This is a genomic window from Ruminococcus sp. FMBCY1 (assembly GCF_023921805.1).
Taxonomy (GTDB): domain Bacteria; phylum Bacillota; class Clostridia; order Oscillospirales; family Acutalibacteraceae; genus Ruminococcoides; species Ruminococcoides intestinale_A.
The window spans coordinates 2,153,428-2,177,581 of sequence record NZ_CP074197.1 but is presented as its reverse complement, the minus strand read 5'-3'; the positions used below and the strand labels follow the sequence as shown (position 1 = coordinate 2,177,581).

The window sequence follows — 24,154 nt, the reverse complement described above, 5'->3', positions numbered from 1 at the left end:
TTCCTCCTTATAAATATATTAATACACAGCATATATTACTGTTGTATTTGTGTTGTTCTGTAACCTTAATATGTATAAATGCTTTTAGCATTTCCATAATCCATGCAGGTTACAATATGCATATACTTCTTCTACCTGTTCACCATCGCAAAGACAAAAATCTGCTACCGGCTCCTGCCCTGGATTTAACTGTTTTCTGTATATTCCCTGGTTTGTATTTAATGTAATCCACTCAATGAAATGCTCTTCAAGCATTGGATGTTTTTTCTCTCCGACCACGACATGAACATGACTGCCTTCTACCGTATATACAGGTACATGCTTCTCGGCAGCAGCATCTGTCACTCCGGCTTTTAATTCCTGCATAGGTTCTCCGCAACAAATTACAGGTACACCCTTATCCTTTACCTTTTCAACAATGTTTCCACAATGCTTACAAATATAATACCTTACTTCCATGCCTTTTTCTCCTTCCATGTGTAAAATTTATAATTCAATTGTCTCCATAATCTTTTTCAATGAATCTGCAGATTCCTTAAGCTTTAACGCTTCCTCGCCACTTAAATTAATAGGTATATCAGACTCAATACCATCTGCACCTACAATAGCTGGCATACTTAACGATACTCCGTCAATATCATATACTCCATGAATCATGTGTGATATAGGAAGTATTGATTTTTCATCTCTCATAATCACTTCGCAGATTCTTTTTACAGACATTGCAATTCCATAATATGTAGCGTGCTTTTTGTTTATAATCTCATAAGCACTGTTCTTGACTGCTGTAGCTATTTCTGCCGTGTTTTCCTTGTGCTTGTAATGTCCACGCATTTCACACATTTCACTTAATGGAACACCAGATACATTGGCTGATGACCATGCTACAACTTCGCTGTCTCCATGCTCACCTACTATAAATGCATGAACACTCCTGCTGTCCACAGATAAATGCTCACCAAGCTTATATCTTAATCTGGCACTATCTAACACAGTACCTGATCCAATAACCCTGTTTTCTGGAAGTCCTGATAACTTTATGGCTACCTGAGTCAGGATATCTACCGGATTCGCAACTACAAGCATGATACCTGCAAAATTTCTCTTTGCTATTTCAGGAATGATTGACTTAAATATTGCTACATTTTTATTTACGAGATCAAGCCTTGTCTCTCCCGGTTTCTGTCCCGCTCCGGCAGATATGACAACAATTGCAGCATCAGCCACATCATCATAATCTCCGGCATATATTTTCATTGGACTCGCAAATGGAATACCATGACTGATATCCATCGCTTCTCCTTCTGCCTTGTTCTTATCTGCATCGATAAGGACAATCTCTGTAAACAAGCTACTCTGCATCAGAGCAAATACCGATGCAGAACCAACAAAGCCACAGCCTATCATTACTGCTTTTTTTGAATTAATCACTTTCTTCTTCGTAATAATCTCATCTCCTTAATAATTCTCTTCATGTACTTCAAAATAGCTCTGTGGATGATTACATACCGGACATACTTCAGGCGCCTTAGTTCCTACCACAATATGTCCGCAGTTACGGCATTCCCATACCTTAACTTCGCTCTTTTCAAATACCTGTGCAGTTTCAATATTCTTAAGAAGTGCACGATATCTTTCCTCATGGTGCTTCTCAATCTCACCTACTGCCCTGAATTTTGCTGCAAGCTCAGGGAATCCTTCTTCCTCAGCTGTTTTAGCAAAGCCATCATACATATCTGTCCACTCATAATTTTCGCCTTCTGCCGCTGCCGCCAGGTTTTCCTTTGTATCACCAATTCCTGCTAATTCCTTGAACCACATCTTTGCATGTTCTTTCTCATTATCTGCAGTCTTTAAAAACAATGCTGACATCTGCTCGTAACCTTCCTTTTTCGCTACAGAAGCAAAATAGGTATACTTATTTCTTGCCTGTGATTCCCCTGCAAATGCCTCCTGTAAATTCTTCTCTGTCTGTGTTCCTGCATATTTGTTTTCTGCCATCTCTTTTACCTCCGTTTTCTTTACTACTTTTTCAAAATCTGATGCCGGGTGCTTGCACAAAGGACATATAAAGTCATCCGGTAATTCCTCGCCTACATATTCATATCCGCAAATTCTGCAACGCCATATTGTCTGACCGTCCTCTGTTTTTCCAACCTCCTGTGGCTTAGGCTTAATATTATTCTGATAATAATCATATGTTACTGAAGGAACATTGCTTAAAACTTCCATATCGGTTATCTCACCGATAAACATCGTATGTGAACCCAAGTCCTCTGTTTTAGTAACTGTCACAGAAATGTATGCATTTGTACCTTCTGTAATATAATAAATACCATTCGTGCCCCTGGCACACTGCTCAAATGCTTCAAACTTATTGGTATCTCTTCCTGATTGGAAGCCAAAATGTTTGAACAATTCAAATTGTGCCTTCTGACTTAAGACTGATACAGTAAATTTTCCGGTTCTTTGAATCATATCATGCGTATAATTTGCCTTATTTACACAGACACTTAACTGGTTTGGTTCCGAAGCTGCCTGAATGGCTGTATTAATGATGCATCCGTTATCTTTTTCTGCTTCTTTAGCGGTCAATATAAACAGTCCATAACTCAACTTATACATTGCTTTCCTATCCATGCTGTTCCTCCTTTACCTTCTCCCTGCATTTCGGGCAAATGCCTTTAAATGAAATATCGTAATCCACAAATTCAATTCCATGAGTGTTATGAATTCTTTCCAGCAAATTCGGTATTTGATCCATATCCACATCAAAAATTTCACCGCACTTTATACATCTTACATGGTAATGATTTTTCAATGTAAAATCAAATCGGTTCGGTCCATTCGGAACTTCAACCTTTCTTAATGCACCTTCCTCTACCAATATATCAAGATTTCTATATACAGTTCCTTTTCCAATTGATGGATATGCTTCTTTTATAAATTCATACACTTCATTTGCTGTAACATGTCTTCTCATTTCGTATACGGCATTTCTTACAAGATCTTTTTGAATGGTATTTCTCCTACTTGTCATCAGTCCTCCTTGTTAGGATTTATTCTTAATAAGGATTATATACCATCACTATTATATTGTCAACAGAATAGTAATAATTCTCATTATTATATTAAAGATGCCCATGCTGAGCATCTTTAATATAAATCATTGTTCTATTTTTCGTTCAAAAACATATTCAGTATCTGATGATAAATCAGACCGGAATGAATAACCAAGTCTGTCGAAATTCTTAATATCCTCAGGATTTTCAATACTGTTTTCAGCCATGAACCTAACCATTTCACCACGAGCAATCTTAGCATCCATATCTGCAACAACGCCGAAACATCTATCGCCGCCGTATTCACATTCAAGCTGATTGCCCAGATATGTCTTTGCCTCATTCAAAAACTTAGCCGCTTGCCCATTTGGAAGCCGGTACTCAAGCTTCACATACTCTTTTGCACTCGTCATCGGACACCTGTTGTTTTATTCTTCTCATCGGTCTAAACATAAAATCATTCCTCCGTATTATTCGAAATCAATTCTAACAATCTTCATTTTCATCATATTATCGCCGATTTTTGCCAATATGCGATGTATTTTTTTGACCGACGGCACATTCAGACTTTGATAACCAAGCATATATCCCCTACTTGACACCTCAAATTTGTCTGACCAATGGGCAATTTCCTTTTGAGCATCTCCAACGGAAAAATATGCGTTTACATCTTTAATTTCTGCTTGTTTGAGCCATGTCTTTGATATCATCTTGGCACCTGTCTTACCGCAGGTGTCAAATACAATACGACCTTGTGCAAAATGCTCAGCCATTGCCAAAAACAACGCTTTTACATCTTCTGTAAGGAAATAATAAAATACTCCCGAAGCGAAGAAAATCACTCCGCCGTCGGCTTGAATTTCATTAAACCAAGAGGTATCTTTCAAATCGGCGGCAATATTCTTTTCACGCTCTCCGGCAGGTAACAGAGAATTTCTGACTTCTATAACATCGGGAAAATCTATATTATAAATTCGGCAAGAATCGTTATCGCAATTTCTTCCCGTGTTATCCAAACCGCAGCCCAGATTTACAACTGCGGCGTTTGGATGACTTTTTAAGTATTTCTTAACTTCATACGCTAAATCGTTTTGGCGTATAGCAATCTCCAAAAAGCCAAATTCCTGCATCGTACTGTCGCCCTTTTTCTCAACTTCCGAAAAATCATAATCAATTTGTTTGATTAAGCGTACAGCCGTTTCGTCTTTAAAAAGCTGAGGGAATTTTTCTGTGCATTTCTTTCTTCCGTAAAGTGGAATAATCAATGTTTCCTGAACGGTGTTCTTTTCAATGTGGTACTTCATATGCGTTCTCCTTTACCTCGTATAATGCAAAAAATCCACTTTCAGCTTATCATACGCTTCGGTTTCAATTCCGGTTTCATTCTTCAACTTTTCAAATTCACTTTCCAACATCATAAACTCTTCCCTTGCACTCATTGCGTGATCAGATATGCACAGCTTACCAATAAAATTAGAAAACATAAATCTGTACATCCAAGCACAGAATTTCTTTTTATTTACACAGGTTTCGTATTCCCCTTTGGGCAATATTTCATAGCCTGCTTTTTTCAGCACATCATAACCTTCGATGATAGCATCCATAATGTCTAACGAATACGCTTTATCTTTTTTCAGCAACTTTAAATTACCATTTGCTCTATAGCTTGCAAACACAAGCGGAAGAACAGCACAAGCGTGTGTTTTCAGATAATCATTCATTTTATTATCTATCGTCACTTTTATTTTCGTACCTGCAAATATAGAAGTTATAAATTTATCACTAACATCCTTGCCGTCTGTCCTTCCGATTTCAATTTTATTTAGGCAGATGGAATTTATGTAGCCGTCGTACTTTTTGCCTGCCGCACTAAAAAATGCAAACAATACATTTTTATTCTCCAAATTTTCATATTTCTCAACGGTCATATTGTTACCTACAAACACGATATTTTTGCTTTTGTTGCGTTTTATCATTGGAACAATGCTGTCTAAAGATGAAAATCTGGATACAACAAAAATAGCATCATAAATATCGTCTGTTTGAAGCTTGTCTATAACAGTAAAATAGTCTATTGTTTTCTTTCCAAACTTATGTTTGATTACAAGTCCACCGTTTTTTAAATTTTGGTAGGTTATACCTCTTGCAAGAATGGTTATGTCATTTCCTTTTCGCATAGAGTGTGCCAAATTTGAACCGAGCACACCTGCACCAATAATCAATATTCTCACGTTATCACTCCTTTTTCCCAACCAATACATATTCCGAAAGTGGTTTGCCTTTTATCAATGTCGCTCCAACAACCTGAAAGCCTTCGCTACCGACATATTCTTTCAGTTCTTCGCTTTGCCATTTATGATAGGTTTTAAACCCGGCTTTTTCCTTAAGCCATATCGGCAATTTGGGATAGCCCCTTTCATAAACAAAGGTAGGAGCAAACAAAATTCCGTCTTTTTTCAGAACTCTGTGTATTTCTTTTAGTGCTTTCTCCGGTTGTGGCATGATATGTAATGCATTGGCAATCACAACAACATCAAATTTTTCATCTTCATAAGTCAAATTCGTTGCGTCCTGCACACAAAAGCGGAGCTGTTCACATTTGTGTTCGCCTTGATTGCGTTTTTCAGCTTCTATTATCATATTTTCCGAGTAATCTGTTGCTTCCCAAGAGCCGGATTTTCCTGTCATTAAAAAGGTAATCTGTCCCGTTCCGCAAGCCAATTCCAAGACAGACTTCTCACTGTCTATATACTGTTCTGACAGTTTGCAGATTTGCCGATAAGCAGTATCGTTTTTTGACATAAATGCAGTATATATTCTTGCCATTCTTTCCCAAAAGCCTTTGTTTGTGTTATCTGTCATAGAATTGTCCTCCGTTTCCCTGATTACTTTTCGCAAAGCGGACTCATATTACTCTAATCCATGTTCCTAATTTTCCTTTTGTTGCAGATAAAACATCGCTTTCTGCGTTTCAATCTCTGCTTTGTTGCATATCCTCATCGGCTTGTGCAATCATCTTTCTGTACTGTTCTTTTACACTTTCCGGTGCAAGTATCTGTACCTTGCCATTAAAGCCAAACACCCAACCGAAGAAAGTCGGACTTGCAGACACTTCGGTCTGTATTCTGAATGACGTCATATCGTAAGCAAGTGTAGTTACTTCCTCGCCGAAACGGTCAACCATTGTTTTCATCAAGCTGTTATCACATCGTAAATCCACAAGGACTTTTTCGCCTGAAAACATAAAGAAAACTTCCTTTGTGTAATTCTCAATATCAAAATCATCAGGCATAGGAACAATATCTTTATCCAATATCTCTGGCTTGAAAGCAATACGGTCTACCCTGAAATTGATAACCTTGCTTTTCTTCTCAGAATATCCGAGAACATAATAATAGTCCCCACACCAGAGAAGTTTATACGGACTCAGCTTATATACCTCGCCCTTATTCTTCAGAACCTTTTTCTTTAATCCGGTATAATCATAATACTGGAAAGAAATCTGTTTACCTGCGTTGATGGCGTCATTTATAGCGTCGATGATGTAATATATCTGCTCATTATCCGGCTTAATTCGATTGACCACATAGTTATTACGCTTCAACTTTGCCACCTGCCCCGGGCTGGTCATCGTATGTATCTTCTCAATCAGAGTTTCGCTTTTCTTCTTTGTAATGAACTTCGATGACTCTACTGCGTCTATCAGCAGTTTCAGTTCCGGCAATTCAAACTTACGATTGGCTACAAAGTATTTGCTTTGAGTAGAATGGATAGTAACAATATCCATTCCAAACTCCTGAAGTGCTGCAATGTCTTTCGTAACAGTAGTTCTATGCGCTGAAAACCCGTATTCATCAGCCAATATATTGATTAGCTGCGTCGTCGAAAGCGGATGTTCCTCGTCCGTTCGTTCCTCTAATATTTTCTTTAAGTATAATATTCTTGGTTTTGTTTCCATTGTTTGCCCTTTCCAAGCTATGACTCATATAGTCCTCTGAACATTTCTCCCTGTATCTCGCTGATTTGTTCAATCGGGATAACTGTTTCATCCTGCATAATCAGTTTGCGTTCAAATTCATCAATCTTTTTCACTATACCGGAATGCGTGAGATATGCTCCTCCGGATTTTTTGTCATCAGGCACGAAATAAGTTATTGATACTTCCTGTTCTGTGCCGATATTATCTCTAATCATATTTAACTGGTCATTCAATTTCATAATGACCTCATCGCTCAACTCTAACCGTTCATCCGTTAACCTTGCAGTTTCCTTAATAGCTGCATCGTGTCCTGTAAGTGCCGCAAAAGGAGCAAACTGTGCTGCTCTGTCGTGAAGCGACATACGAGGATGGTTCCTTGATGTCGGATGTGGAAGATTGATTATATCATCATAAGAATGATTGTCCATCTGTTGCAGCACCTCCTTTACTCGGCAAACTGGATTTTGCCACTAAGCATTATTTTTAAACTTTCGCATCTCTGATTCTCTTAACATTTTTATTCATGAGATGTCTACCGAAATGACGGTATGCAAATGCTTTTACTATCGACATTTCCTGATGATGCTCTGTAAGTAACTCATCTGGTGAATTATATATTCCAAAATCTTGATTGATTCCTTCACTTTGTATATAAGTATTATTTCTTTCAAAATCAATCACTGGATTCTGAAAATCTTTTACCGCCACACCATAACCACAAAATGCACCAGAACATTGGCTATTTATTTTTTGCAGCTTATTCAAATATTTCTTATCTAAAATAAATGCTTCAAGTTCATACCATGTATCATCTAAGTACACTTCAACCCAACTATGAAAAACATTCTGCGGAGCATTTTTATAAACAATTCCTGTCATTGCTCCTTTTTGCAATTGCTTATCTATTGTAAACCCATGCACCCTACATGGTATTTTACATGCCCTAAGCAACGCCATAAATAAAGTACCTTTTGTATTACATTGACCATATCCATCACTTAAAACTTTGGATGCAGATATGCTGTCATCAATATTGTAGCCGAATAAAATCTCATCCCTAACGTATAAATATATGGCTTTAATGCATTCAAACTGCTCCAGATCCTTCCAGCCTCTATTCTCTATTAGTGATTGAATTCTGGAATCATTAAAATCTAGCATATGGGTTTCTTTTAAAAACTCTTTCAACCTTTTCCTCCACGCAAATTTCAATTCACATTAAATTTTTGAATTCTACAAATTGTATATTTATCTATTTTGTTGCCACAATACAAAGCCAATGCTTTTTGGCATCTGCATATGGTTTTATTTCCATAAAACCTGCTTCTTTTAAAGCGGTGACAAGTTGATCACAATTATAAATCTTCATACCATCAATTATCTTTGTCCATTTATCGTCTGAGGCATTCATTCCGTCGCTCTCGTTACAAATTAGGAAGGTTCCTCCGTCTTTCAGAACACGATTTACCTCAGAAAAGCATTTTTTCAATTCTGGCCAGAAGTAAACCGTCTCAAAAGCTGAGACATAATCAAATTTTGCATCTGGAAATGGGATGTCAGATACATCTCCCTGAATAACCTTGCATTTTTCCTGTTGAATAGCGGCAGCGTTCAATTTTCCAGATTCTGACACACTAACCTCCGAATAATCCAATCCTGTCACATGGCCATTCCTGCATTTGCTCAGCCAGACCGCAATGTTTGCACCACCTCCGCAGCCAACATCCAGCACCTCAGCGTCCGGATTTACAGAGATATTCGAGAACCCCCATTGTGATAGCCTGTAGTGGCCGCTGTTCATCATCTTTGTCATCAATTTTCCACCGAATCCTTGTGGCTTACGAGTATTTTCAAAAAAGCTCATTGAAATATTCCTCCTTCATATTTAGATTTGTTTAAGCCTTATGACCGCCGATTTGATCGTTTCGGTCTTTGGCGGTTGCACCTTCTTCAAGGTTCATTCCTTTTAACACAGCATTCTTACCAAACTTCTTTTTGATACTAAGCATTGCTTCTTGCATACGCCTTTCCCGTTCCAATTTTTCTTCTTCCTCCGCTTGCTTCTTCTTCAGTGCTTCGTAATCGGTAAACAGGTCAAGCTGCTGATATTCATCTTCCTGTTTGACAGAATTTTCATCTACAAGTTTATTTGCTGTTATTGTTATCCTGCGGACAAGTAAATTCTCGTCAACTATTCTGTCGTATAAATCCATCACAGCATTGGTAATCAATCGAGTAGAGGACGTCTTTTTCTTCAGATTTGCTGTTCCGTGTGCGTGCTTTGGAACTTTGCGTCCATATCGGTCAATCGTAATCTCGCCTTTGTATTGATTTTTTAGGTTCGAATTACTTAAATTTTCAATATCATAGCCGATTGTCAACACAAGTTGGTCAGTTACAACTCCTTTATCCACCAAATCAAGCACCATTTGGTCGGTCATTTCTTTTACAATCAACTTTGCCTTTTCATAATCATAAGGGCAATGCAACACCTGACCGGAAGATACACTGTTTGTTTCTGGCTTATATGCTTTGACCTGCTCCATTGTACAAGGCTCATATCCCCAAGCGTGGTCTATGAGCAGTTCCGCATTGATACCGAACAGCTTGTACAGCAATTCCTCGTTATACAGTTCATTCGGCTTTCCGATAGAACATCTTGCAATATCGCCCATTGTATAAAGTCCGTGTTCCTCTAACTTCTTCGCATAACCATTTCCGACTCTCCAGAAATCGGTTATCGGGCGATGACTCCATAGTTTCTTACGGTATGACATTTCATCAAGTTCAGCAATACGCACACCGTTCTTATCTGGCTCGATATGCTTTGCCACAATATCCATCGCAATCTTGCAGAGATACATATTCGTACCGATTCCTGCGGTTGCAGTTATACCAGTTGTTTTCAAGACATCCTGTATCATCGTCATAGCAAGTTCTCTTGCAGTCATACGATAGGTTTTCAGATAATCAGTCACATCCATAAACACTTCGTCGATTGAATAATGAAATATATCCTCTGGTGCAACATATTTGAGATAAACATTATAAATTCTTGTGCTATACTCCATATAATATGCCATACGAGGAGGAGCAACGATATAATCTATCTCCAATGTAGGATTTGCATCCAACTCTGCCTTGTCATCGGAAGAACCGGTAAATGTTCTGTTTGGTGCTTTCCATCTGCGGTTGTTATTTGCTTCCGTGACCTTTTGAACAACTTCAAACAATCTTGGTCTACCGGGTATCCCATAACTTTTTAATGACGGAGATACCGCAAGGCAGATAGTTTTCTCTGTCCTGCTTTTATCCGCAACCACAAGATTTGTAGTCAATGGGTCGCGATTTCGTTCCTTACATTCCACAGAAGCGTAGAATGATTTCAGGTCGATTGCGATATAGGTCTTTTGCTTTGCCATCATTCTATGCTCCTTTCTGTGATTTCCGTTCTAAACGATAATTTACCGTATCAGTCGCTGATGGTAGCTTGACCGTTCATTAGCATAGGTAAAAGCCAGTCACGGAGTTTCAATAATTGTGTATTTTCTTGCATATTACTATGAATAAGCTCCAAAGATTGCGAAACAATTTGATTAAACTCTCGCAACAATGATTGTGGTGGAATAGGAACAGGCAAGTTACTTAGTGTATCTTGACTCACATTCTGCAAAATTGAACCTCCTGTTTTGGTAGCGGCACTACCTTCTAACTGTTTCAGGTAGAACATTAAGTAATATTTATATATATCATCACAAGGAGTACAGCAGATAATAAATCCACAAAAAATAATATTGCTACTTGGTTTTTGCAGGATTCTTGTAGCTCCCGGTATACCACTTCGTGCGACGATAATACTGTTCTCAGACACACAGTACTTATTGCCTTGTTTTTGTGGAAGACTTATTTCATCCAAGTCATTTTCATTTAATATGAGGTCGGAGGAAGATATATTTCGTACATTTATTATTCTATACATTTTGTCTCCTTCAACACTCTTATCGTAGTTGATACCGTTGCGAAGAGAACATAACTCGCCAAATGATTTTATCTCCCAACCAGCTGGAATCTTACGTTTGATTTTATCATTCCATATCATCAGTCCTCCATCAGCCTTATACTGATGTTTGTCGTTATGAGGAAAATCAAACTGATTAAACCAATAATTATAAATATCTTTGAGTTGGTATGCTAAATTATCGTTTATCTTACTATTCATTAAAATTTTTTCATCAATCGCTGATAATAATTCAACCATTTTATCTTGTGCTATTTTATCAGGCACCTTAAAATCAAGGGATGTTAGATAATCAATATTTATATTATCCTGTGTACTTCCTGAAGCTGCATTCTGTATTGAATTTCTAATAAAATCAAATACATAATACATAAATTTTTCAGATGAAACTTCTTTATAAGCCTTAAAACCAACTACACTATCCGGAAAACACATAGGATAAGCAAGTAATGCTGTTTCTGCGATGTTAGCCGCAATCGTAATGCACAAAGTCTCTGCATCCCATAATTTGCTTTGTTGTAACCCAAATTCCCCGTATTCTTGAGTGTGATGCGTAATATATAGGTTTGCTTCTTTAATTTCACCTGTTTGTACTAATGGATACCCGCCACCCTCAAACAAGTTCTTGTCGTTCCTTGGACGGTGTGTTGATTTTCCTCTTGCAAATTCACCTAAATCAGAAAGTTTCATAGTTTTCCAATTTTTATTATATTTACTTTCGTTGTAAACCATCCTTTTCTCCTTATCCGATATATTTCCTATGTGCAATTTTTACATTGCTTTGTTTTACCATTGCATACTGCAAGGTCGTATCTATCTTCCTATGCCCCAAGAGCTGTTGCAGTTGCTCAATGGGCATTCCTTTGTCTATTGCCATAGTTGCAAGGGTACGCCTGAACTTGTGTGGGTGTACCTTGTGCAATCCTAATTGCTTTCCAAATTCTCTGAGCCTTGTTTCTATACCGCCGATTTTTAGCCTTTCGTGCGGTGCTTTCAGCGATACAAAAAGTGCCGGGTTATCATCGGTTCTGCTGTTTAAGTAATTCTGTAAGTGTATCTTTGTCCTTGCGTCAAAATAGACCACTCGTTCTTTGTTGCCTTTACCGAACACGATACATTCTCGCTCGTTAAAATCAATATCATTTCTGTTGAGCAACACCATTTCTCCGACACGCATACCCGTTGAAGCCAGCATATCAATCATTGCCAAATCTCTCGGCTCGGTGCAGTTATCTCTCATAAGCTCCAACGCTTCATCGGAGTATGTTTCTTTAATGTTCGTGCCGGTTTTGACCTTATGTATTCGCCTGACAGGACTTTTCAATATATAGTCCTCGTCCTCAAGCCACGAAAAGAAGCTTGAAAGAATACGGCGGATATTATCAATCGTAACCTTGCTTGATTTTTTCTTTTCCTGATACTCGGTCAGGTATCGCCTTATGTCGTCAGTTTCAATGTGCTTTACGCTTTTGCCGACGGTTGCAATCATCATTTCGATAGTTGCTTTGTAGTATTTAAGAGATTTCTCGGAACAGCCCTCAATTCGCTTTGCCGACAGGAACAGCTCCATATAGTCCTGCTCCGAGATTTCTTTTTCACTTTCATTTTTTGTTACCTCATAATCAAAAAGTGTATGTTGCAATACCTCTTGCAAGCGTTCTGTCTGTGCGTTATTCAAGAAAGGTAACATAGCCTGAACAACATCTGTAATTAAATTTTGTTTCATTAGTCAATTCTCCTTTTATTTAACTTAGAGAACGACTACGGAGTGGGTAGTCCCCTGATTTAACTCTCGCCACCCACAAGAGTTATGGGATGTATGTTAAACGATAATTTAGCTTCAATGGCTTACGACATTTATATGCACACATTTTTCTCCAAAAAGCCTAATGGTAAGCTAAAAGATATACTCATAGAAGCAGATAAATCATCTGTTCAGGTAGGCGAAGCAAAGCAATCTACCGGAGAATATCCGTTTTTTACAAGTGGCTCGGCTATTTTGAAATGGGATATACCATTTATAAATGGACGAAATTGCTTTTTGAATACCGGAGGTAATGCCGATGTCAAATTCTATGTTGGCGAAGCAGCTTATTCCACGGATACTTGGTGTATTTCTACCAATAACAATATGTCAGATTATTTGTATCTGCTTTTGGTATCAATAAAGCCTGAACTTAACCAAAAATTCTTTCAAGGAACAGGATTAAAGCATTTACAAAAACCATTATTGAAAGACCGACCTATTTATATTCCGGATTTTGAGAAACTCAAAACCTTTAATGAGCAGGTAAATCCTATGTTCAATATTATTTCTGAGAATACGAGAGAAAATCAGGCACTGATTACACTCCGTGACTGGCTTCTGCCTATGTTAATGAACGGTCAAGCCACCATTAGTGACTGATACGGTAAATTATCGTTTATCGCATTATTCAAATTCACTTTTTTCTCTATATCATACAAACATTTGCCAATTTTCCTTTGAGTAGTAATATCCGGTAAGAACACTTCAACATCATAAACATCATCGGGTGATATATTCCTTTGCCTTGTCCCGCTGGCTCTGAATTCAAGTTGGTCTTTCACTAAATTCGTAGCCAATAAATAATGAAGATAATATTTATCCGCCTTGTCATCAACAGGAACAACCTTTCCAACACGCTGATTAAGTACAAAAGTTATTCCTTGCATTTTAGGTACAAATGCAGTATTTCCAAATAATCCAACAACCTGTTCTGTGAGCGGCATAATTAAATCGTCCTCTTTCAAGATAAAGTCATTTGGAAATGAAGCCCCATAAAATGTTGTCTTATCTTTGTTGAATTGGAAGTTATTTGTTGATGAAATATTCGCAAGTGTGACAAGTGCATACTCGCTCTCATCAACATAGTTTTCACTCTTGAACGCAAATCCGTGTTTAATTTTTAGTATTTCTCCCAGCTTAACTTTATTCATACTTCACCTTCTTCAACTGCTCCATAATCTCTGTTTTCAGTTTGTCTCCCTCTGTGAAATATTCCTGCAACTTGTCTGCATATGCTGTCATACGAGCATTAAATTCGTCCTGCGATAATTCCACATATTCGATTTTTACATCAAAATACTGTCCGGCAGAAAGGGAATACTTCTTTTCCTTGATTTCATCATAAGTGACTGCAACAGAGAAATCATCAACAACTTCTTTATTAAGGAAAGTATCTACGATTTTATCAATTTCAAAATCACGAAGTCTGCGTTTCTGATTGTTTCCGTCTTTGTATTCCTCGCCAAGTTTTGAAGCGTCTATCAGCACAACTTTTTCTGTTTCTTTGGAATTATCAAAGAACAGGACAGACACATTCGTACCGGTATTTGCAAATACATTTGATGGCATACTGATACAGCCATACACGATATGTTCATCTACAATATGCTGTAATATCTTCTTTTCGACACCGGATTTCGCTGTTACAAAACCGGTAGGTACAACAATCGCACCTTTTCCTTTTGCTTTAAGGGAATTAAGAACGTGCTGAATAAAAAGGGTGTAAATCGCCATACTCTCTTTTTTCTTCGCCGGAACTTTCGGAACACCAGCCCAAAAGCGAACTGGCATTGCAGCAATTCGCTCTCTTGTATCTGAAAAGTCCATTTTGAACGGAGGGTTGGATACTACATAGTCAAAAGTTCTGAGTTCTGTACCGTTGTCGCTCTTGTGATACGGAGCAACAAGCGTATCTCCCTGAATAGCGTGGTCAAGAGAAGATACCAGACCATTCAGAATAAGATTAAGTTTTAACATCTTATTGCTTCGCTGTGAAATATCCTGTGCAAAAATCGTACACTTATCTTCTCCAATTTGATGAGCAAGAGCCATCAAAAGTGTTCCTGTCCCTGCCGACGGGTCGTAACATTCTATATTGTGCAAATCAGTTGCTTTACCAACAAGTAATCTTGCCATAATCGTTGCGATAGCGTGTGGAGTATAATACTCTGCATACTTTCCGCCGCCTGCGGTATTATAGTCTTTAATCAAATATTCAAATATATCTGCAAAGAAATCGTAATGCTGCTCAAATGCTTCCTCAAAAGAGAAATTAACAAGCTTATCTACCAATGCACGGGCAAACGGTGCTCTTGCAGCATCATCAGTTACATATTGCGTCAGTTTTTCAAAAAGCGGAATCTTTGTATTCTGCGCAGTTTGCGTAGAAAATATATCTATATTCTTATCCGCTATGTCTGTCATTGTGCTGTCAAAAATCAGGTCGAAATCGCCCTTTGCCTGCTGATTCCAAAGATTTGCAATCAAATGTTCCGGATATAAACGTGGAATATCCGATGATAATGTATCAAAAATATCAAGCCTGTCATCTTCTGACATTTCAGCATAAGTAAGTTCCCACTTTTCTGCATTCTTTAAAGCAGGACTTACTTTCTTTACCTCATATCCGAATTTATCGTTAAGAAATTTATAAAGGAAAACCTGTGTAATAATCTTGTATTCATTACCGTCGTTTCCCATACCATAAGTCTGACAAGTCGCTTTCAATGCGTCTATCAGCTCTACGGTTTTTTCTTTTATGGTTTTTGTTTCTGCCATCGTGTTCTCCTTTATGCAACTGAATAAGTTTGATTATACTGGTCTAGATACTGCTTCGTTATTCTACTTTGAATAAATTTTCTGTCATCACGAGCACTCGCTATACCAAGCCTATCAATGCCTAATTTGATTTGTGTCATAACCGTTTGTTCAAAATATGCGTCTTTCTTCAATATGTCGTTTCGGTCATAGACCTTTTGGTCTATATCAGACTTAATAGACTTCAAAACATCCATAATTGATGCGTCATATTCCGAAACAATCGGTTGTTTATTAGCTGCTTTACGAGCAAGATTTTCTTCTCGGATTCTCTTATGAACTCTTGCAAATTTTGCGTCGCCATTATATTTACGGAGCAATACATTATTCTTTTTCTGAAGTTCATCCAATTTTTTTAGAATTTCCTCCAGTTCTTTTCCCTGTTCCTCAATCTCAGTTATGCTTTTCGGTTCAAAACCGTGTTCCTTAAAGCGAAGCAAAAATGCTTCCTGCAATGTCATAAACTCTGGGTCATCGGGGTCAATATTCTGGGTAAAAGCACGAACTGTCTTTCTGTATTTCTCAGTAACATTTTCTTTGCCACCGACAATTTTTAATTCTTCTTCGCTGATTTTACTGAAGTTGAAAGTAATATCTTCCATAGCTTCATTTACAAGCAATTTCGTTGTATCGTCGCTTGCAAAGAGTTCCTTTTGATTTATATTGTCGATATGGTGCTGAACTTCTGAAATAAGAGAAGGCAACTTTGTCAGTTCCATTCTTGCAAAAGTTTCTTTCAGCTCATCATCGCCAAAAGTTCTTACCAAATTACAACAATCACGAGCCGCAATCAAAATCTTTTTAAGTTTCAGCAGTTCTTGCTTATCCTCAATCGTAGATATTTCGGTACTAAACGCTTCTGCATTATCGGTCGTGTAATTGAAAAGAACCTGCTGCACTTCCTGCATTTGCTGAATAAGTTCCTGCGGGTCTTCAATAACCTGCTTAAACGTATCCATTTCATTACCTTTTCCAACTTCATTTGGGTCGTTGAAGCGATTAAGTTCTTTCAAATAGGCTGCATTGGTTTCATCAAAATTACGCTTAATATCAGCAAAATCAATTACATATCCGTAGCGGTTATCCTTATATGGTCTATTCACTCTTGTGATTGCCTGCAAAAGATTGTGGTCTTTTAACTTTCTTCCAAAATACAGTCTTTTCAATCTTGGTGCGTCAAATCCGGTAAGCAGCATATTAAAGACAATAAGAATATCTACCGTCATATTTTTCTTGAAGTTATTGACAATAGTATCTCTCGTATCTTTATCATCACTGTCATACAGAATAAGTCCTGCTTTCAAATTGCTCTTTAAGGAAGCTGTTTTATTAAGTTCGTTTTGGATTTCATCAAAATAAGCAAATAGTTTTCTTGCCTGCTCACTTGTTTCGCAGATAATCATTCCGCCCAGAGTATTATCTCCTTGAATTTGTCTAAATCGTTTCAAATCAGTGATAATATACCGGAGCAGTTCTTTAACATAATTATCGTGTTCAACAATCTGATTTTTCTTAACATCTTTCTTTTCAATCAATGTTTCAAGTTTCTCATAGATTTCCGAAAGACGCTCTTTATATTGAGTTTCTATATCTTCTCGAATGATTTTCAGCGTATATCCATCTAAGATAGATTTATCATAATAATAAGTGTGCAGATAGTTTCCGAATACTCTCCACGACTCTCGTTCCTCTTTTAGCAACGGAGTTCCGGTCAACGCAATCTTAATGGCATTCTTATCTGCATCAAGAAGATTTGCTAAGAATGAGCCTTCCGGCTTATATCCTCTGTGTGCTTCATCTATAATGAAAACTCTCTGCAAATTTGTTGCGTATGCAGGTAAGTCAACTTTTTTTCTATCTTCTTCAAATCGTTGAATATTAACAACTGTTATTTCCGGCTTGCCGGAGTTTCCCTCCTGTGCCTGATTGGTGCGAAATTGTTCCATAAGTTCAGCTCGGGAATTTGCAGTTTTGACAACCAATCCACGAGCTTCAAACTCATCAGATGCCTGTTTCAATAAATCCAATCGGTCAACAATAAAATAGAACTTCGCCACCTTCTCGTGCTTACTGAAGTAATCTGAGAGAACATATGTGAGATTGTAAGACAAGGCTGTTTTGCCGCTTCCCTGTGTATGCCATATCACACCGGAAGTTACACCTTCATCAATTTTTTGTCTGACAATCAAGGCAGCAAACATCTGCTGATAACGCATTATATGTTTTTGGTCTGTAACCTCAATCTTTCCGTCAACCTCTTTTTGAAAACGGACATAAGTAATGCCATACTTCAAAATGAAAAGTAGCCTTTCAGGACTGCACATAGAAGTAAGTACACGGTTTGTCGGTGTATATGTATCCAAATTTGTCTGGTATTCAGGTGTATTATGAATAACCTGACAGTTGAAATCAGATAAGATTTTGCGTTCTACTTCTTTATCTGTATCCTTATATGGAAATTCTTTATTATATGGTGCAATATCTAAGTTGGTTGGATTTTCTTCTCTGAAGCAATTAAATGGTGCAGATTGTCTCGCTGTTGTACAGTAAAACGCACCCTGAACAGGAACAATGCCGCCCATTGTGTCATATTCCATATTATTTGAAAAAATCATTAACTGCGTAATATTCAAAAATCTCCTAAACTTCTTGTTCGGAAATCTCTGATTATTCATTCTCTTGCTTTCTGCAACCATACCGCCGTGATTATTCGGCTTCTTAACTTCTACAAAAACAAGTGGCAATCCGTTTATAAACAAAGTAATATCCGGTCTGAATTCATCTTGGTCACGCTTACAGGTAAATTCAGCAGTAAAATGGTATGTATTATTCTTAGGATTTTCAAAATCCACCAATCTGATTGGCGAAACTGAAGAAAGTCTTTTATAAAAGCTGTGTCCGAGGTCGTCGTTATCCAGTTTCTGCCTTATCATTTTCAAAATCTGTTCTGCTTCTCCCTTATGTTCGGGATTGAGTTTAACAAATTGTTCCTTGAAAACATTGATTAAGATATTCGTATCCGGGTCATAAATAGTCCCAGCCATATCTTCGGTTATCTTTCCAAAATAGGTGTATCCAATTCTCGTGAGATGAACCATTGCCGGCATTTGCACACGAGTAGCCTCGTTAAACATATTACGCTTACCATTGCCTGCCATATCCAGACCTCCTTAATTCACTCATCCAAAATAACTTCGCATATATCCCCAATATCGCAATGAAATACTTTACAAATTCTCATAAGCACATCAAGGGATACTGTTTCATTCTTATTTAATTTTGTTGCAACAGACGATGAAATTTCCGCAGCACGCATTAAATCTTGTCTTTTCATTTGATTATCAATCATAAGTTTTTGAAGTTTGTTGTAGCTTATTCTCATCTGTAACGCTCCTTCGTATTCTCCGTTCCTTTTGGTTACAGTTACTCATTTAATATTATACTATGAACAATCTATTTTTTCAAGATATAGAGATTTATTCGCAACTTTTATCTATCAAGGTGTCACTTTTTACAAACACCTAATGCAACTCTTTTAAATAATAATAAAAAAGAGATGCCGAAGCACCTCAATTATACATTCTATTATTAACGTTCAAAGCAATCATTGCTATGACCTTTTCTATCGCCGGCTCTTTTCCGTCCGGTGCAACCGCTTTCCAAAAAGCTATTGCTTCCGGTTCAGCACTTTTCATTGCTTCCCGAATGGCAAAATGCATTTCCTCTTTTACTGCTTTTTCGGTTGTTCCATTTTCTTTCGCTATTTCTCTGAAAATGTCGTTCATTTCTACTTCCTCCTATGTCTATTAGTATGTGTCTATCACTGACAGTTGTTGTTATAGCATATTCTCTCTGTCGAAGTCCCGAAAAATTTGTCGATAGCAGAAATTTTTTATACTGAAAAAAAGAAAGCTCGTCGATTAGGACGAACTTCTGTGTTTTATGGAAGTATTTGCTTTGACTGCTTCACAAGTGTATCTATGACTTCATAAATTCTGTTTCTATCTTCAGGAGCAAGTTTTTCAAGCTTCTCATTCAGCATTGAGTTCTTGACTGTATATCCCGTTTCCAGAACATCTGTAAGAACCATATCCGATGATACACCTAAAGCATTTACTATCTTTATGAAAGTTTCGAGTGACGGAATTTTCTCTCCACGCTCAACCATACCAATATAATTTGTTGTCAAATCTGTTTTCTCAGCCAAATCTTCTTGGCGTAATTTCTTCGCAAGTCGGAACTTTCTTATATTCTTGCCGATTGTATCGAGCTTCATCACATCACCTCCCTTAGTGTGTTTCCATAACTAACAGTATAGATTAAGTCGATTTCAAATCACACGCACTCAAAGGAAGTCAAACCAACTATTAGTGATGATTCTCAACTATTTTTATGTTATACTATAAAAGTAGTAATTCACGATTGTTAATGGCGAAAGACAAATCACAACCCAAGAGCCAAGTTAAACAATCTCCATAGAATAAACTTAGGGGTAAAAAGGAATGGACGAACAAAAGATAATATTCAGTAATCGGTTTGAAAAAGAGAAATTTGAGGATTACAAAACAGATTTGGAAACTTGCAACGCAATCACTCCCACTTTTTCAGAAGCTAATGATTTTTTGAAATTTATACAGAAGAACCGCAGAAGTGTTCCAAGTAAAGAGCGAATTGCTGACAAAGACAAATTCATCAAGACCGTTTACGAGCTATCCAACAGTTTTGAAATTGACGCTGACCTGATAGAATTTGCCGAGGGATATGCCGCCAAGATTTATGTAGATTATGCCTGCTACACTGGATATATCAAGAAGTTATTAGCAATTCTTTTTATCCTTGCCGATGATATTTCCTTTTTAGACGGCAGTAAAGAAAATGCCGATATGCTTTTCAGTTTTACTTATCACACACATCATATTTTCCTAAACAACAGAGAAACAACCGATTTCTCATAATGTACCCGATGGCTACTCAAGCGAGCAGCCATCTTTTCGATTTTCCAGACACCGTCTGGAATTTTTAATACGCCGGAATACCGTAACCGTAAATATTTCTGCTTCCGACTGTGTATTGTCTTTGTCTGCAAGCGTCGCCTGAGTTACCCTCTACGGTATAAACTGTGCCATTCTCGCATTTCTCTACGATACCAACGTGGTCTGTTGTACCATCGTCCTCCCAGTCAAAGAAGATAATATCTCCGGCTTTCGGTTCATAGTTTCGGTCGTTCCATCTGTTGTTTGACTTGAACCAATTTGCACCGTCAATACAACCCGCAAATTTCGGAATAAGTCCGCTATCAATATAACCGCACTGGTCGGCACACCAAGATACAAAGCAAGCACACCATTCTACTCGACTGTCAAAGCCATACCAACTCCAGTAAGGTTGTCCGCCCTCATTGCCAATCTGAGTAAGAGCAACCTCAACAATCGCCTGATTGCTACCGGCAGTAAAGGCTCGTCCGTATGGATAGTATCTCAGAACATGAGCCGGATATTGGGTATCTCCATAACTGTCCCAACCAAGTCTTTGTGCCTGCTGAGTGGAAAACTCCACTGCATTGGCATAAGAATATCCGCCATACTTCGATTTTGCCCACGAAATATATCCATTACCAAAGTTGTAGCCTTGCAAAGCAAGTTTGATACGCTCCATATCAATCGGACTTTCCACCTCTGCCGAGGTAAGAGCTGCTTTCAATTCCTGAACTCCACACTGGATAGAATATTCAGGGTCTTTAATTCCATTAGGTTCGTGTGGATACTTCGTATTGAAACTGCCCTCTGCTGCCTGCATGGGGTCAAGTCCCCGACCGCCGCTTTCCTGCATCATCACAGCCTTAATCAATTCCACATATTCGGGAATACCATATTGTTTTGCATACTGTCGTATCAATGGGTCGTATGCTTCCACCTCTGCACTTACTTGCGTATAAGTATTGCTTTCACTTCCGCCACCAAACATTGCAACAGCACTTCCAAGTAGGACAACAATCATAATAATTACAACTGCTATCCAACCGCCTGCGGCAATGGCAGCAACCAATGCTTTCGTACCGGCTATGATTGCCTTTACTGTGGCAATAGTCGCTTTTGCTGCGGCTTTCACAGCATTTGCAGTTGCTTTCGCTGTCGCCTTTGCTGCCTGTGCCGCTTTCTGTGAAGCCTTAACGGTGGCTTGTGCTGTTTTCTGTGCGGCTTTTGCTGTCTGCTGACTGGTCTTAATGCTTGCCTTTGCGGTATGCTCGGCAGTCTTAACTGACCTCTGCGTTGTTTTCGCCGCTTCCTTACTAGCAAGTTTGATGTTCTTCTTTCCTGCGGAAGTAGCCGACTGTTTGACCATTTTCTCCGGCTTTTTAAGCGTTTTGATTGCCGATGATGTCTGCGTCTGCGCTGAAGAACTGCCAACCGTTGTAGTTCTTCCTTGCGCTCTCTGAACGTTTATTGATTTTTCGGCTCTCTGCTGTTTGAAGCGTTGAATGCCGTCTTTGGCAGATTGGATATTCTTCTTTGTTTCCTGAACACCTTTTCGCCCTGCTTTATTAAAAGCATACGCACCTTTATGTGCAATTTCATCAATTTCGGCTTCCGTCTTATCAGCAGCATATTCTTCCGCAGTATTCTCATTTGTATTTACCGAATGTTCTGCTTTGTCTTTTGTGGCGATATATGCCTGTTTCATTTTCTGACCGGCAACGGCAGCTTTATCCAAAGTCTTTATTGTACCTTTGACCGTATCTCTTGTTTTAATATCAGCCACATCAAACCTCCTTCCTAAGCCGGTTGAATCACTCTCTTGAATTTTGTCGAACTGTCGGCAATATACTCGTTAATCAATCGGCTTTCTGCTTTTGTTTCTGGATAAGCGGTAATAGAGATTGTCTTTGCGTTCCAGTCAAGAGTGTAGCTGTCGCTTGCAACATTTGTGATGTGGTGCTGTGCTAGAAAATCTCGTAAATGCTTCATTTCTTCAAGGTCATCGGACATAATCACATTCACATAGGTTCTGTCCTTTGACATTTTCTCATTGATAAAGCAGGCGAGAGAACAACCCACACCACCTGCAACGGCAACAACGAGCATCGCAATCTCGTTATTCGCAGAAACAACTCTTTTCGTTATCCAAAAATAAATAAAGTCGGATATGATAACCGCAATGCCTGCAAGTATCCACCGACTTCTCTGTACCAATATTGTTTTTGTTGTACTAAGGGCGTTGTCCGCAACCTTAGCTACAAACAACACCGCTAAATTTATTAAACTAATCATACAAGGCTTATCCCTCCTTACTCAGCCACTTTCTTTGCCACGACAACCATTCTTCCGTTGTTACGGGAATATTCGCAGGTAGAAAGCGTAATCAATTTATCTCCATATTCTGCATTGACTCCTGTATCATATATAGCAAGTTCCTTGCACTTAGCAATATACGCATTGAAATCATCTGCCGTATCTGCATTGACAAAATCATAGTATCTGAAGCTATTTGGACTGTCTGTATATACTTCTGTCTTGAAAGCAGCCACTACTTCGTATTTGCCTTTCTCGGTCAGTGTATCAAACTGAATAGTTTTATGCTTTTCCCAAAAAGATTTATCGGCATACTTCATCAATCCGGCGAACATCGACTTGTCGTTCATATGATGACCGTAGATAACAAGGTTATCTGACGGAGCGTCCACATCGCAGTTTTCCTGCACATACGGGCAACCATAAACTGTGTAGCCTTTATCAAATCCGTGTCTTAGATAGAAATTCGGATTGTCTTTTGACTGCATAACCGGATAGTTGATTTTTGTATCCTCAACTTTTATCCAACCGACCATATCGTTGTTCTGCATATACAGTTCCTGATAGTCCGGCAGAAAGTCCTTATCTTCGGAATAGGACATTGCATCTTCCATATCATCTGTATCCTCGATGGCTTCAATCAAGTTATCATAGAGTTCTGCCTGTTTTTTTGAGTCGCAGTAGTCTTTGACCAAGAAGCCAACACTCACAGCAAGTACAACGCTTAATAGCGATATAACCGCAATTCTTAATTTCTTATTCATCGTTTTATACCTTTACCTTTCCATATCTTTTCGTTTGGACGGAGTCAAATCTCTACAATATTCGGGATACCTGAGTTTGATACCCTCCATAAAGTAGGGAGCATATCCGCAACAGAATAATTCATCCGGTGTGAAAAGGTTTTCTTTTCCCTCCTCCGTAAAACCGTTCCAAAGATTAAAGGCAAGGTGGCAGACCTTGACTGTTCCACTGGTCTGCCAGCCACCATACATCCCCTCCGGCACAATGCAATCGTTCTTAAAATCAAACATTTTTCCGATATTCATTCTGGTTTCTTCTGAAATGCCCATCACATAGAAAAACGCCTGATGATAGCAGTCATTGTGTCTGCACTTTTCGAGATTTTCAAAGACGAAATCTCTGTGTGCTTTGTTTCTGAATTGAATTTTTGCCATAGAA

At 38.3% G+C, this 24,154-nt stretch carries 27 protein-coding genes; 2 read left to right on the top strand and 25 right to left on the bottom strand.

The genetic code is table 11. The features are described from left to right. Positions 1 to 84 precede the first annotated feature (84 nt). The 15 genes from KGF34_RS10760 to xerA all read right to left on the bottom strand — a co-directional run bounded on the left by KGF34_RS10760 (position 85) and on the right by xerA (position 12,785). Entirely contained in the window at positions 85 to 459 is a 375-nt protein-coding gene (locus KGF34_RS10760; RefSeq protein ID WP_252559010.1) for a desulfoferrodoxin family protein, read from the bottom strand. Between the two features lie 27 nt (positions 460 to 486). Beyond that, positions 487 to 1,431 carry an L-lactate dehydrogenase gene (locus KGF34_RS10755; protein ID WP_101069738.1) on the bottom strand — a complete coding sequence of 315 codons (945 nt, stop codon included), beginning with the start codon at positions 1,429 to 1,431 and terminating at the stop codon, positions 487 to 489. A gap of 27 nt (positions 1,432 to 1,458) precedes the next feature. Continuing rightward, positions 1,459 to 2,640: a rubrerythrin gene (gene rbr, locus KGF34_RS11790; protein WP_101069739.1), complete on the bottom strand. Its 1,182-nt coding sequence runs from the start codon at positions 2,638 to 2,640 to the stop codon at positions 1,459 to 1,461. Further along, positions 2,633 to 3,040, bottom strand: coding sequence for a transcriptional repressor (locus KGF34_RS10740; protein ID WP_101069740.1), 408 nt, complete (start codon positions 3,038 to 3,040; stop codon positions 2,633 to 2,635). Before KGF34_RS10740 ends, rbr begins: the two co-directional genes overlap by 8 nt. Before the next feature lie 126 nt (positions 3,041 to 3,166). Then, on the bottom strand, positions 3,167 to 3,475 hold the full coding sequence (yaaA, locus tag KGF34_RS11785) for a peroxide stress protein YaaA (protein WP_333780939.1): 309 nt from the start codon (positions 3,473 to 3,475) through the stop codon (positions 3,167 to 3,169). A gap of 57 nt (positions 3,476 to 3,532) precedes the next feature. Further along, positions 3,533 to 4,366, bottom strand: coding sequence for a class I SAM-dependent methyltransferase (locus tag KGF34_RS10730; RefSeq protein WP_101069741.1), 834 nt, complete (start codon positions 4,364 to 4,366; stop codon positions 3,533 to 3,535). Between the two features lie 12 nt (positions 4,367 to 4,378). Beyond that, the gene (locus KGF34_RS10725) at positions 4,379 to 5,293 is read right to left on the bottom strand and encodes a 2-dehydropantoate 2-reductase N-terminal domain-containing protein (RefSeq protein WP_192869299.1); all 915 of its coding nucleotides are present in this window, start codon (positions 5,291 to 5,293) and stop codon (positions 4,379 to 4,381) included. A gap of 4 nt (positions 5,294 to 5,297) precedes the next feature. Further along, positions 5,298 to 5,924, bottom strand: a complete 627-nt coding sequence (locus tag KGF34_RS10720; RefSeq protein ID WP_101069743.1) for a class I SAM-dependent methyltransferase — start codon at positions 5,922 to 5,924, stop codon at positions 5,298 to 5,300. 109 nt (positions 5,925 to 6,033) lie between these two features. After that, on the bottom strand, positions 6,034 to 7,020 hold the full coding sequence (locus KGF34_RS10715) for a WYL domain-containing protein (protein WP_101069744.1): 987 nt from the start codon (positions 7,018 to 7,020) through the stop codon (positions 6,034 to 6,036). A gap of 17 nt (positions 7,021 to 7,037) precedes the next feature. Next, the gene (locus tag KGF34_RS10710) at positions 7,038 to 7,469 is read right to left on the bottom strand and encodes a hypothetical protein (RefSeq protein ID WP_186935774.1); all 432 of its coding nucleotides are present in this window, start codon (positions 7,467 to 7,469) and stop codon (positions 7,038 to 7,040) included. 55 nt (positions 7,470 to 7,524) lie between these two features. Then, positions 7,525 to 8,229: a transglutaminase-like domain-containing protein gene (locus KGF34_RS10705; protein WP_101069746.1), complete on the bottom strand. Its 705-nt coding sequence runs from the start codon at positions 8,227 to 8,229 to the stop codon at positions 7,525 to 7,527. Positions 8,230 to 8,293: 64 nt separating this feature from the next. Then, positions 8,294 to 8,905, bottom strand: a complete 612-nt coding sequence (locus tag KGF34_RS10700) for a class I SAM-dependent methyltransferase (RefSeq protein WP_252559001.1) — start codon at positions 8,903 to 8,905, stop codon at positions 8,294 to 8,296. Positions 8,906 to 8,936: 31 nt separating this feature from the next. Next, complete coding sequence (locus tag KGF34_RS10695; RefSeq protein WP_252560224.1) at positions 8,937 to 10,463, bottom strand: DNA methylase; 1,527 nt, start codon at positions 10,461 to 10,463, stop codon at positions 8,937 to 8,939. Positions 10,464 to 10,513: 50 nt separating this feature from the next. Next, positions 10,514 to 11,791 (bottom strand): restriction endonuclease subunit S, encoded by a 1,278-nt coding sequence (locus KGF34_RS10690; protein ID WP_252558999.1) that lies wholly within the window; start codon positions 11,789 to 11,791, stop codon positions 10,514 to 10,516. A 10-nt stretch (positions 11,792 to 11,801) separates the two neighbouring features. Continuing rightward, a complete protein-coding gene (gene xerA / locus KGF34_RS10685) occupies positions 11,802 to 12,785 on the bottom strand; it encodes a site-specific tyrosine recombinase/integron integrase (protein WP_101069750.1) in 984 nt (327 codons plus the stop codon). Between the two features lie 93 nt (positions 12,786 to 12,878). Between xerA and KGF34_RS10680 the strand changes: the two genes are divergently transcribed. Next, positions 12,879 to 13,466 carry a restriction endonuclease subunit S gene (locus KGF34_RS10680; RefSeq protein ID WP_204840090.1) on the top strand — a complete coding sequence of 196 codons (588 nt, stop codon included), beginning with the start codon at positions 12,879 to 12,881 and terminating at the stop codon, positions 13,464 to 13,466. On the opposite strand, the gene KGF34_RS10675 is transcribed toward KGF34_RS10680, so the two are convergent. From KGF34_RS10675 to KGF34_RS10650, 6 genes are all read right to left on the bottom strand, one after another. Beyond that, entirely contained in the window at positions 13,445 to 14,017 is a 573-nt protein-coding gene (locus KGF34_RS10675) for a restriction endonuclease subunit S (RefSeq protein WP_101069752.1), read from the bottom strand. The two genes, KGF34_RS10680 and KGF34_RS10675, sit on opposite strands and share 22 nt — an antisense overlap. Next, positions 14,010 to 15,644: a class I SAM-dependent DNA methyltransferase gene (locus KGF34_RS10670; protein WP_101069753.1), complete on the bottom strand. Its 1,635-nt coding sequence runs from the start codon at positions 15,642 to 15,644 to the stop codon at positions 14,010 to 14,012. The genes KGF34_RS10675 and KGF34_RS10670 overlap by 8 nt, the downstream gene beginning before the upstream one ends. An 11-nt stretch (positions 15,645 to 15,655) precedes the next feature. After that, positions 15,656 to 18,841: an HsdR family type I site-specific deoxyribonuclease gene (locus KGF34_RS10665; RefSeq protein ID WP_252558995.1), complete on the bottom strand. Its 3,186-nt coding sequence runs from the start codon at positions 18,839 to 18,841 to the stop codon at positions 15,656 to 15,658. A 17-nt stretch (positions 18,842 to 18,858) separates the two neighbouring features. Continuing rightward, positions 18,859 to 19,065, bottom strand: a complete 207-nt coding sequence (locus tag KGF34_RS10660; RefSeq protein WP_101069754.1) for a helix-turn-helix transcriptional regulator — start codon at positions 19,063 to 19,065, stop codon at positions 18,859 to 18,861. A 187-nt stretch (positions 19,066 to 19,252) separates the two neighbouring features. Next, positions 19,253 to 19,468, bottom strand: a complete 216-nt coding sequence (locus KGF34_RS10655) for a hypothetical protein (protein WP_101069755.1) — start codon at positions 19,466 to 19,468, stop codon at positions 19,253 to 19,255. Positions 19,469 to 19,623: 155 nt separating this feature from the next. Further along, positions 19,624 to 19,959, bottom strand: a complete 336-nt coding sequence (locus KGF34_RS10650) for a helix-turn-helix transcriptional regulator (RefSeq protein ID WP_101069756.1) — start codon at positions 19,957 to 19,959, stop codon at positions 19,624 to 19,626. A gap of 226 nt (positions 19,960 to 20,185) precedes the next feature. On the opposite strand from KGF34_RS10650, the gene KGF34_RS10645 reads away from it, so the two are divergent. Beyond that, positions 20,186 to 20,638, top strand: a complete 453-nt coding sequence (locus KGF34_RS10645; RefSeq protein ID WP_252558993.1) for a hypothetical protein — start codon at positions 20,186 to 20,188, stop codon at positions 20,636 to 20,638. 64 nt (positions 20,639 to 20,702) lie between these two features. Here KGF34_RS10645 and KGF34_RS10640 read toward each other — a convergent pair whose 3' ends face one another. From KGF34_RS10640 to KGF34_RS10625, 4 genes are read right to left on the bottom strand one after another with little or no spacing between them, the layout of a single operon-like run. After that, positions 20,703 to 22,442 (bottom strand): lysozyme family protein, encoded by a 1,740-nt coding sequence (locus KGF34_RS10640; protein ID WP_252558991.1) that lies wholly within the window; start codon positions 22,440 to 22,442, stop codon positions 20,703 to 20,705. 14 nt (positions 22,443 to 22,456) lie between these two features. Next, the gene (locus tag KGF34_RS10635) at positions 22,457 to 22,951 is read right to left on the bottom strand and encodes a hypothetical protein (protein ID WP_252558989.1); all 495 of its coding nucleotides are present in this window, start codon (positions 22,949 to 22,951) and stop codon (positions 22,457 to 22,459) included. 17 nt (positions 22,952 to 22,968) lie between these two features. Continuing rightward, on the bottom strand, positions 22,969 to 23,736 hold the full coding sequence (srtB, locus tag KGF34_RS10630) for a class B sortase (protein WP_101069759.1): 768 nt from the start codon (positions 23,734 to 23,736) through the stop codon (positions 22,969 to 22,971). Positions 23,737 to 23,748: 12 nt separating this feature from the next. After that, entirely contained in the window at positions 23,749 to 24,150 is a 402-nt protein-coding gene (locus tag KGF34_RS10625; protein ID WP_055288758.1) for a DUF6075 family protein, read from the bottom strand. Positions 24,151 to 24,154: the final 4 nt, after the last annotated feature.

Bases quoted from the DNA above. Each gene is read 5' to 3' on its own strand.
- KGF34_RS10660 (WP_101069754.1), bottom strand. From the start codon at position 19,065: ATGAGAATAAGCTACAACAAACTTCAAAAACTTATGATTGATAATCAA.
- KGF34_RS10730 (WP_101069741.1), bottom strand. From the start codon at position 4,366: ATGAAGTACCACATTGAAAAGAACACCGTTCAGGAAACATTGATTATT.
- KGF34_RS10675 (WP_101069752.1), bottom strand. From the start codon at position 14,017: ATGAATAAAGTTAAGCTGGGAGAAATACTAAAAATTAAACACGGATTT.
- KGF34_RS10625 (WP_055288758.1), bottom strand. From the start codon at position 24,150: ATGGCAAAAATTCAATTCAGAAACAAAGCACACAGAGATTTCGTCTTT.
- KGF34_RS10655 (WP_101069755.1), bottom strand. From the start codon at position 19,468: ATGAACGACATTTTCAGAGAAATAGCGAAAGAAAATGGAACAACCGAA.
- KGF34_RS10635 (WP_252558989.1), bottom strand. From the start codon at position 22,951: ATGATTAGTTTAATAAATTTAGCGGTGTTGTTTGTAGCTAAGGTTGCG.
- KGF34_RS10665 (WP_252558995.1), bottom strand. From the start codon at position 18,841: ATGGCAGGCAATGGTAAGCGTAATATGTTTAACGAGGCTACTCGTGTG.
- srtB (WP_101069759.1), bottom strand. From the start codon at position 23,736: ATGAATAAGAAATTAAGAATTGCGGTTATATCGCTATTAAGCGTTGTA.
- KGF34_RS10760 (WP_252559010.1), bottom strand. From the start codon at position 459: ATGGAAGTAAGGTATTATATTTGTAAGCATTGTGGAAACATTGTTGAA.
- KGF34_RS10645 (WP_252558993.1), top strand. From the start codon at position 20,186: ATGGACGAACAAAAGATAATATTCAGTAATCGGTTTGAAAAAGAGAAA.
- KGF34_RS10710 (WP_186935774.1), bottom strand. From the start codon at position 7,469: ATGGACAATCATTCTTATGATGATATAATCAATCTTCCACATCCGACA.
- yaaA (WP_333780939.1), bottom strand. From the start codon at position 3,475: ATGACGAGTGCAAAAGAGTATGTGAAGCTTGAGTACCGGCTTCCAAAT.
- xerA (WP_101069750.1), bottom strand. From the start codon at position 12,785: ATGAAACAAAATTTAATTACAGATGTTGTTCAGGCTATGTTACCTTTC.
- rbr (WP_101069739.1), bottom strand. From the start codon at position 2,640: ATGGATAGGAAAGCAATGTATAAGTTGAGTTATGGACTGTTTATATTG.
- KGF34_RS10690 (WP_252558999.1), bottom strand. From the start codon at position 11,791: ATGGTTTACAACGAAAGTAAATATAATAAAAATTGGAAAACTATGAAA.
- KGF34_RS10740 (WP_101069740.1), bottom strand. From the start codon at position 3,040: ATGACAAGTAGGAGAAATACCATTCAAAAAGATCTTGTAAGAAATGCC.
- KGF34_RS10720 (WP_101069743.1), bottom strand. From the start codon at position 5,924: ATGACAGATAACACAAACAAAGGCTTTTGGGAAAGAATGGCAAGAATA.
- KGF34_RS10700 (WP_252559001.1), bottom strand. From the start codon at position 8,905: ATGAGCTTTTTTGAAAATACTCGTAAGCCACAAGGATTCGGTGGAAAA.
- KGF34_RS10650 (WP_101069756.1), bottom strand. From the start codon at position 19,959: ATGAAGCTCGATACAATCGGCAAGAATATAAGAAAGTTCCGACTTGCG.
- KGF34_RS10670 (WP_101069753.1), bottom strand. From the start codon at position 15,644: ATGGCAGAAACAAAAACCATAAAAGAAAAAACCGTAGAGCTGATAGAC.
- KGF34_RS10680 (WP_204840090.1), top strand. From the start codon at position 12,879: ATGTTAAACGATAATTTAGCTTCAATGGCTTACGACATTTATATGCAC.
- KGF34_RS10715 (WP_101069744.1), bottom strand. From the start codon at position 7,020: ATGGAAACAAAACCAAGAATATTATACTTAAAGAAAATATTAGAGGAA.
- KGF34_RS10695 (WP_252560224.1), bottom strand. From the start codon at position 10,463: ATGGCAAAGCAAAAGACCTATATCGCAATCGACCTGAAATCATTCTAC.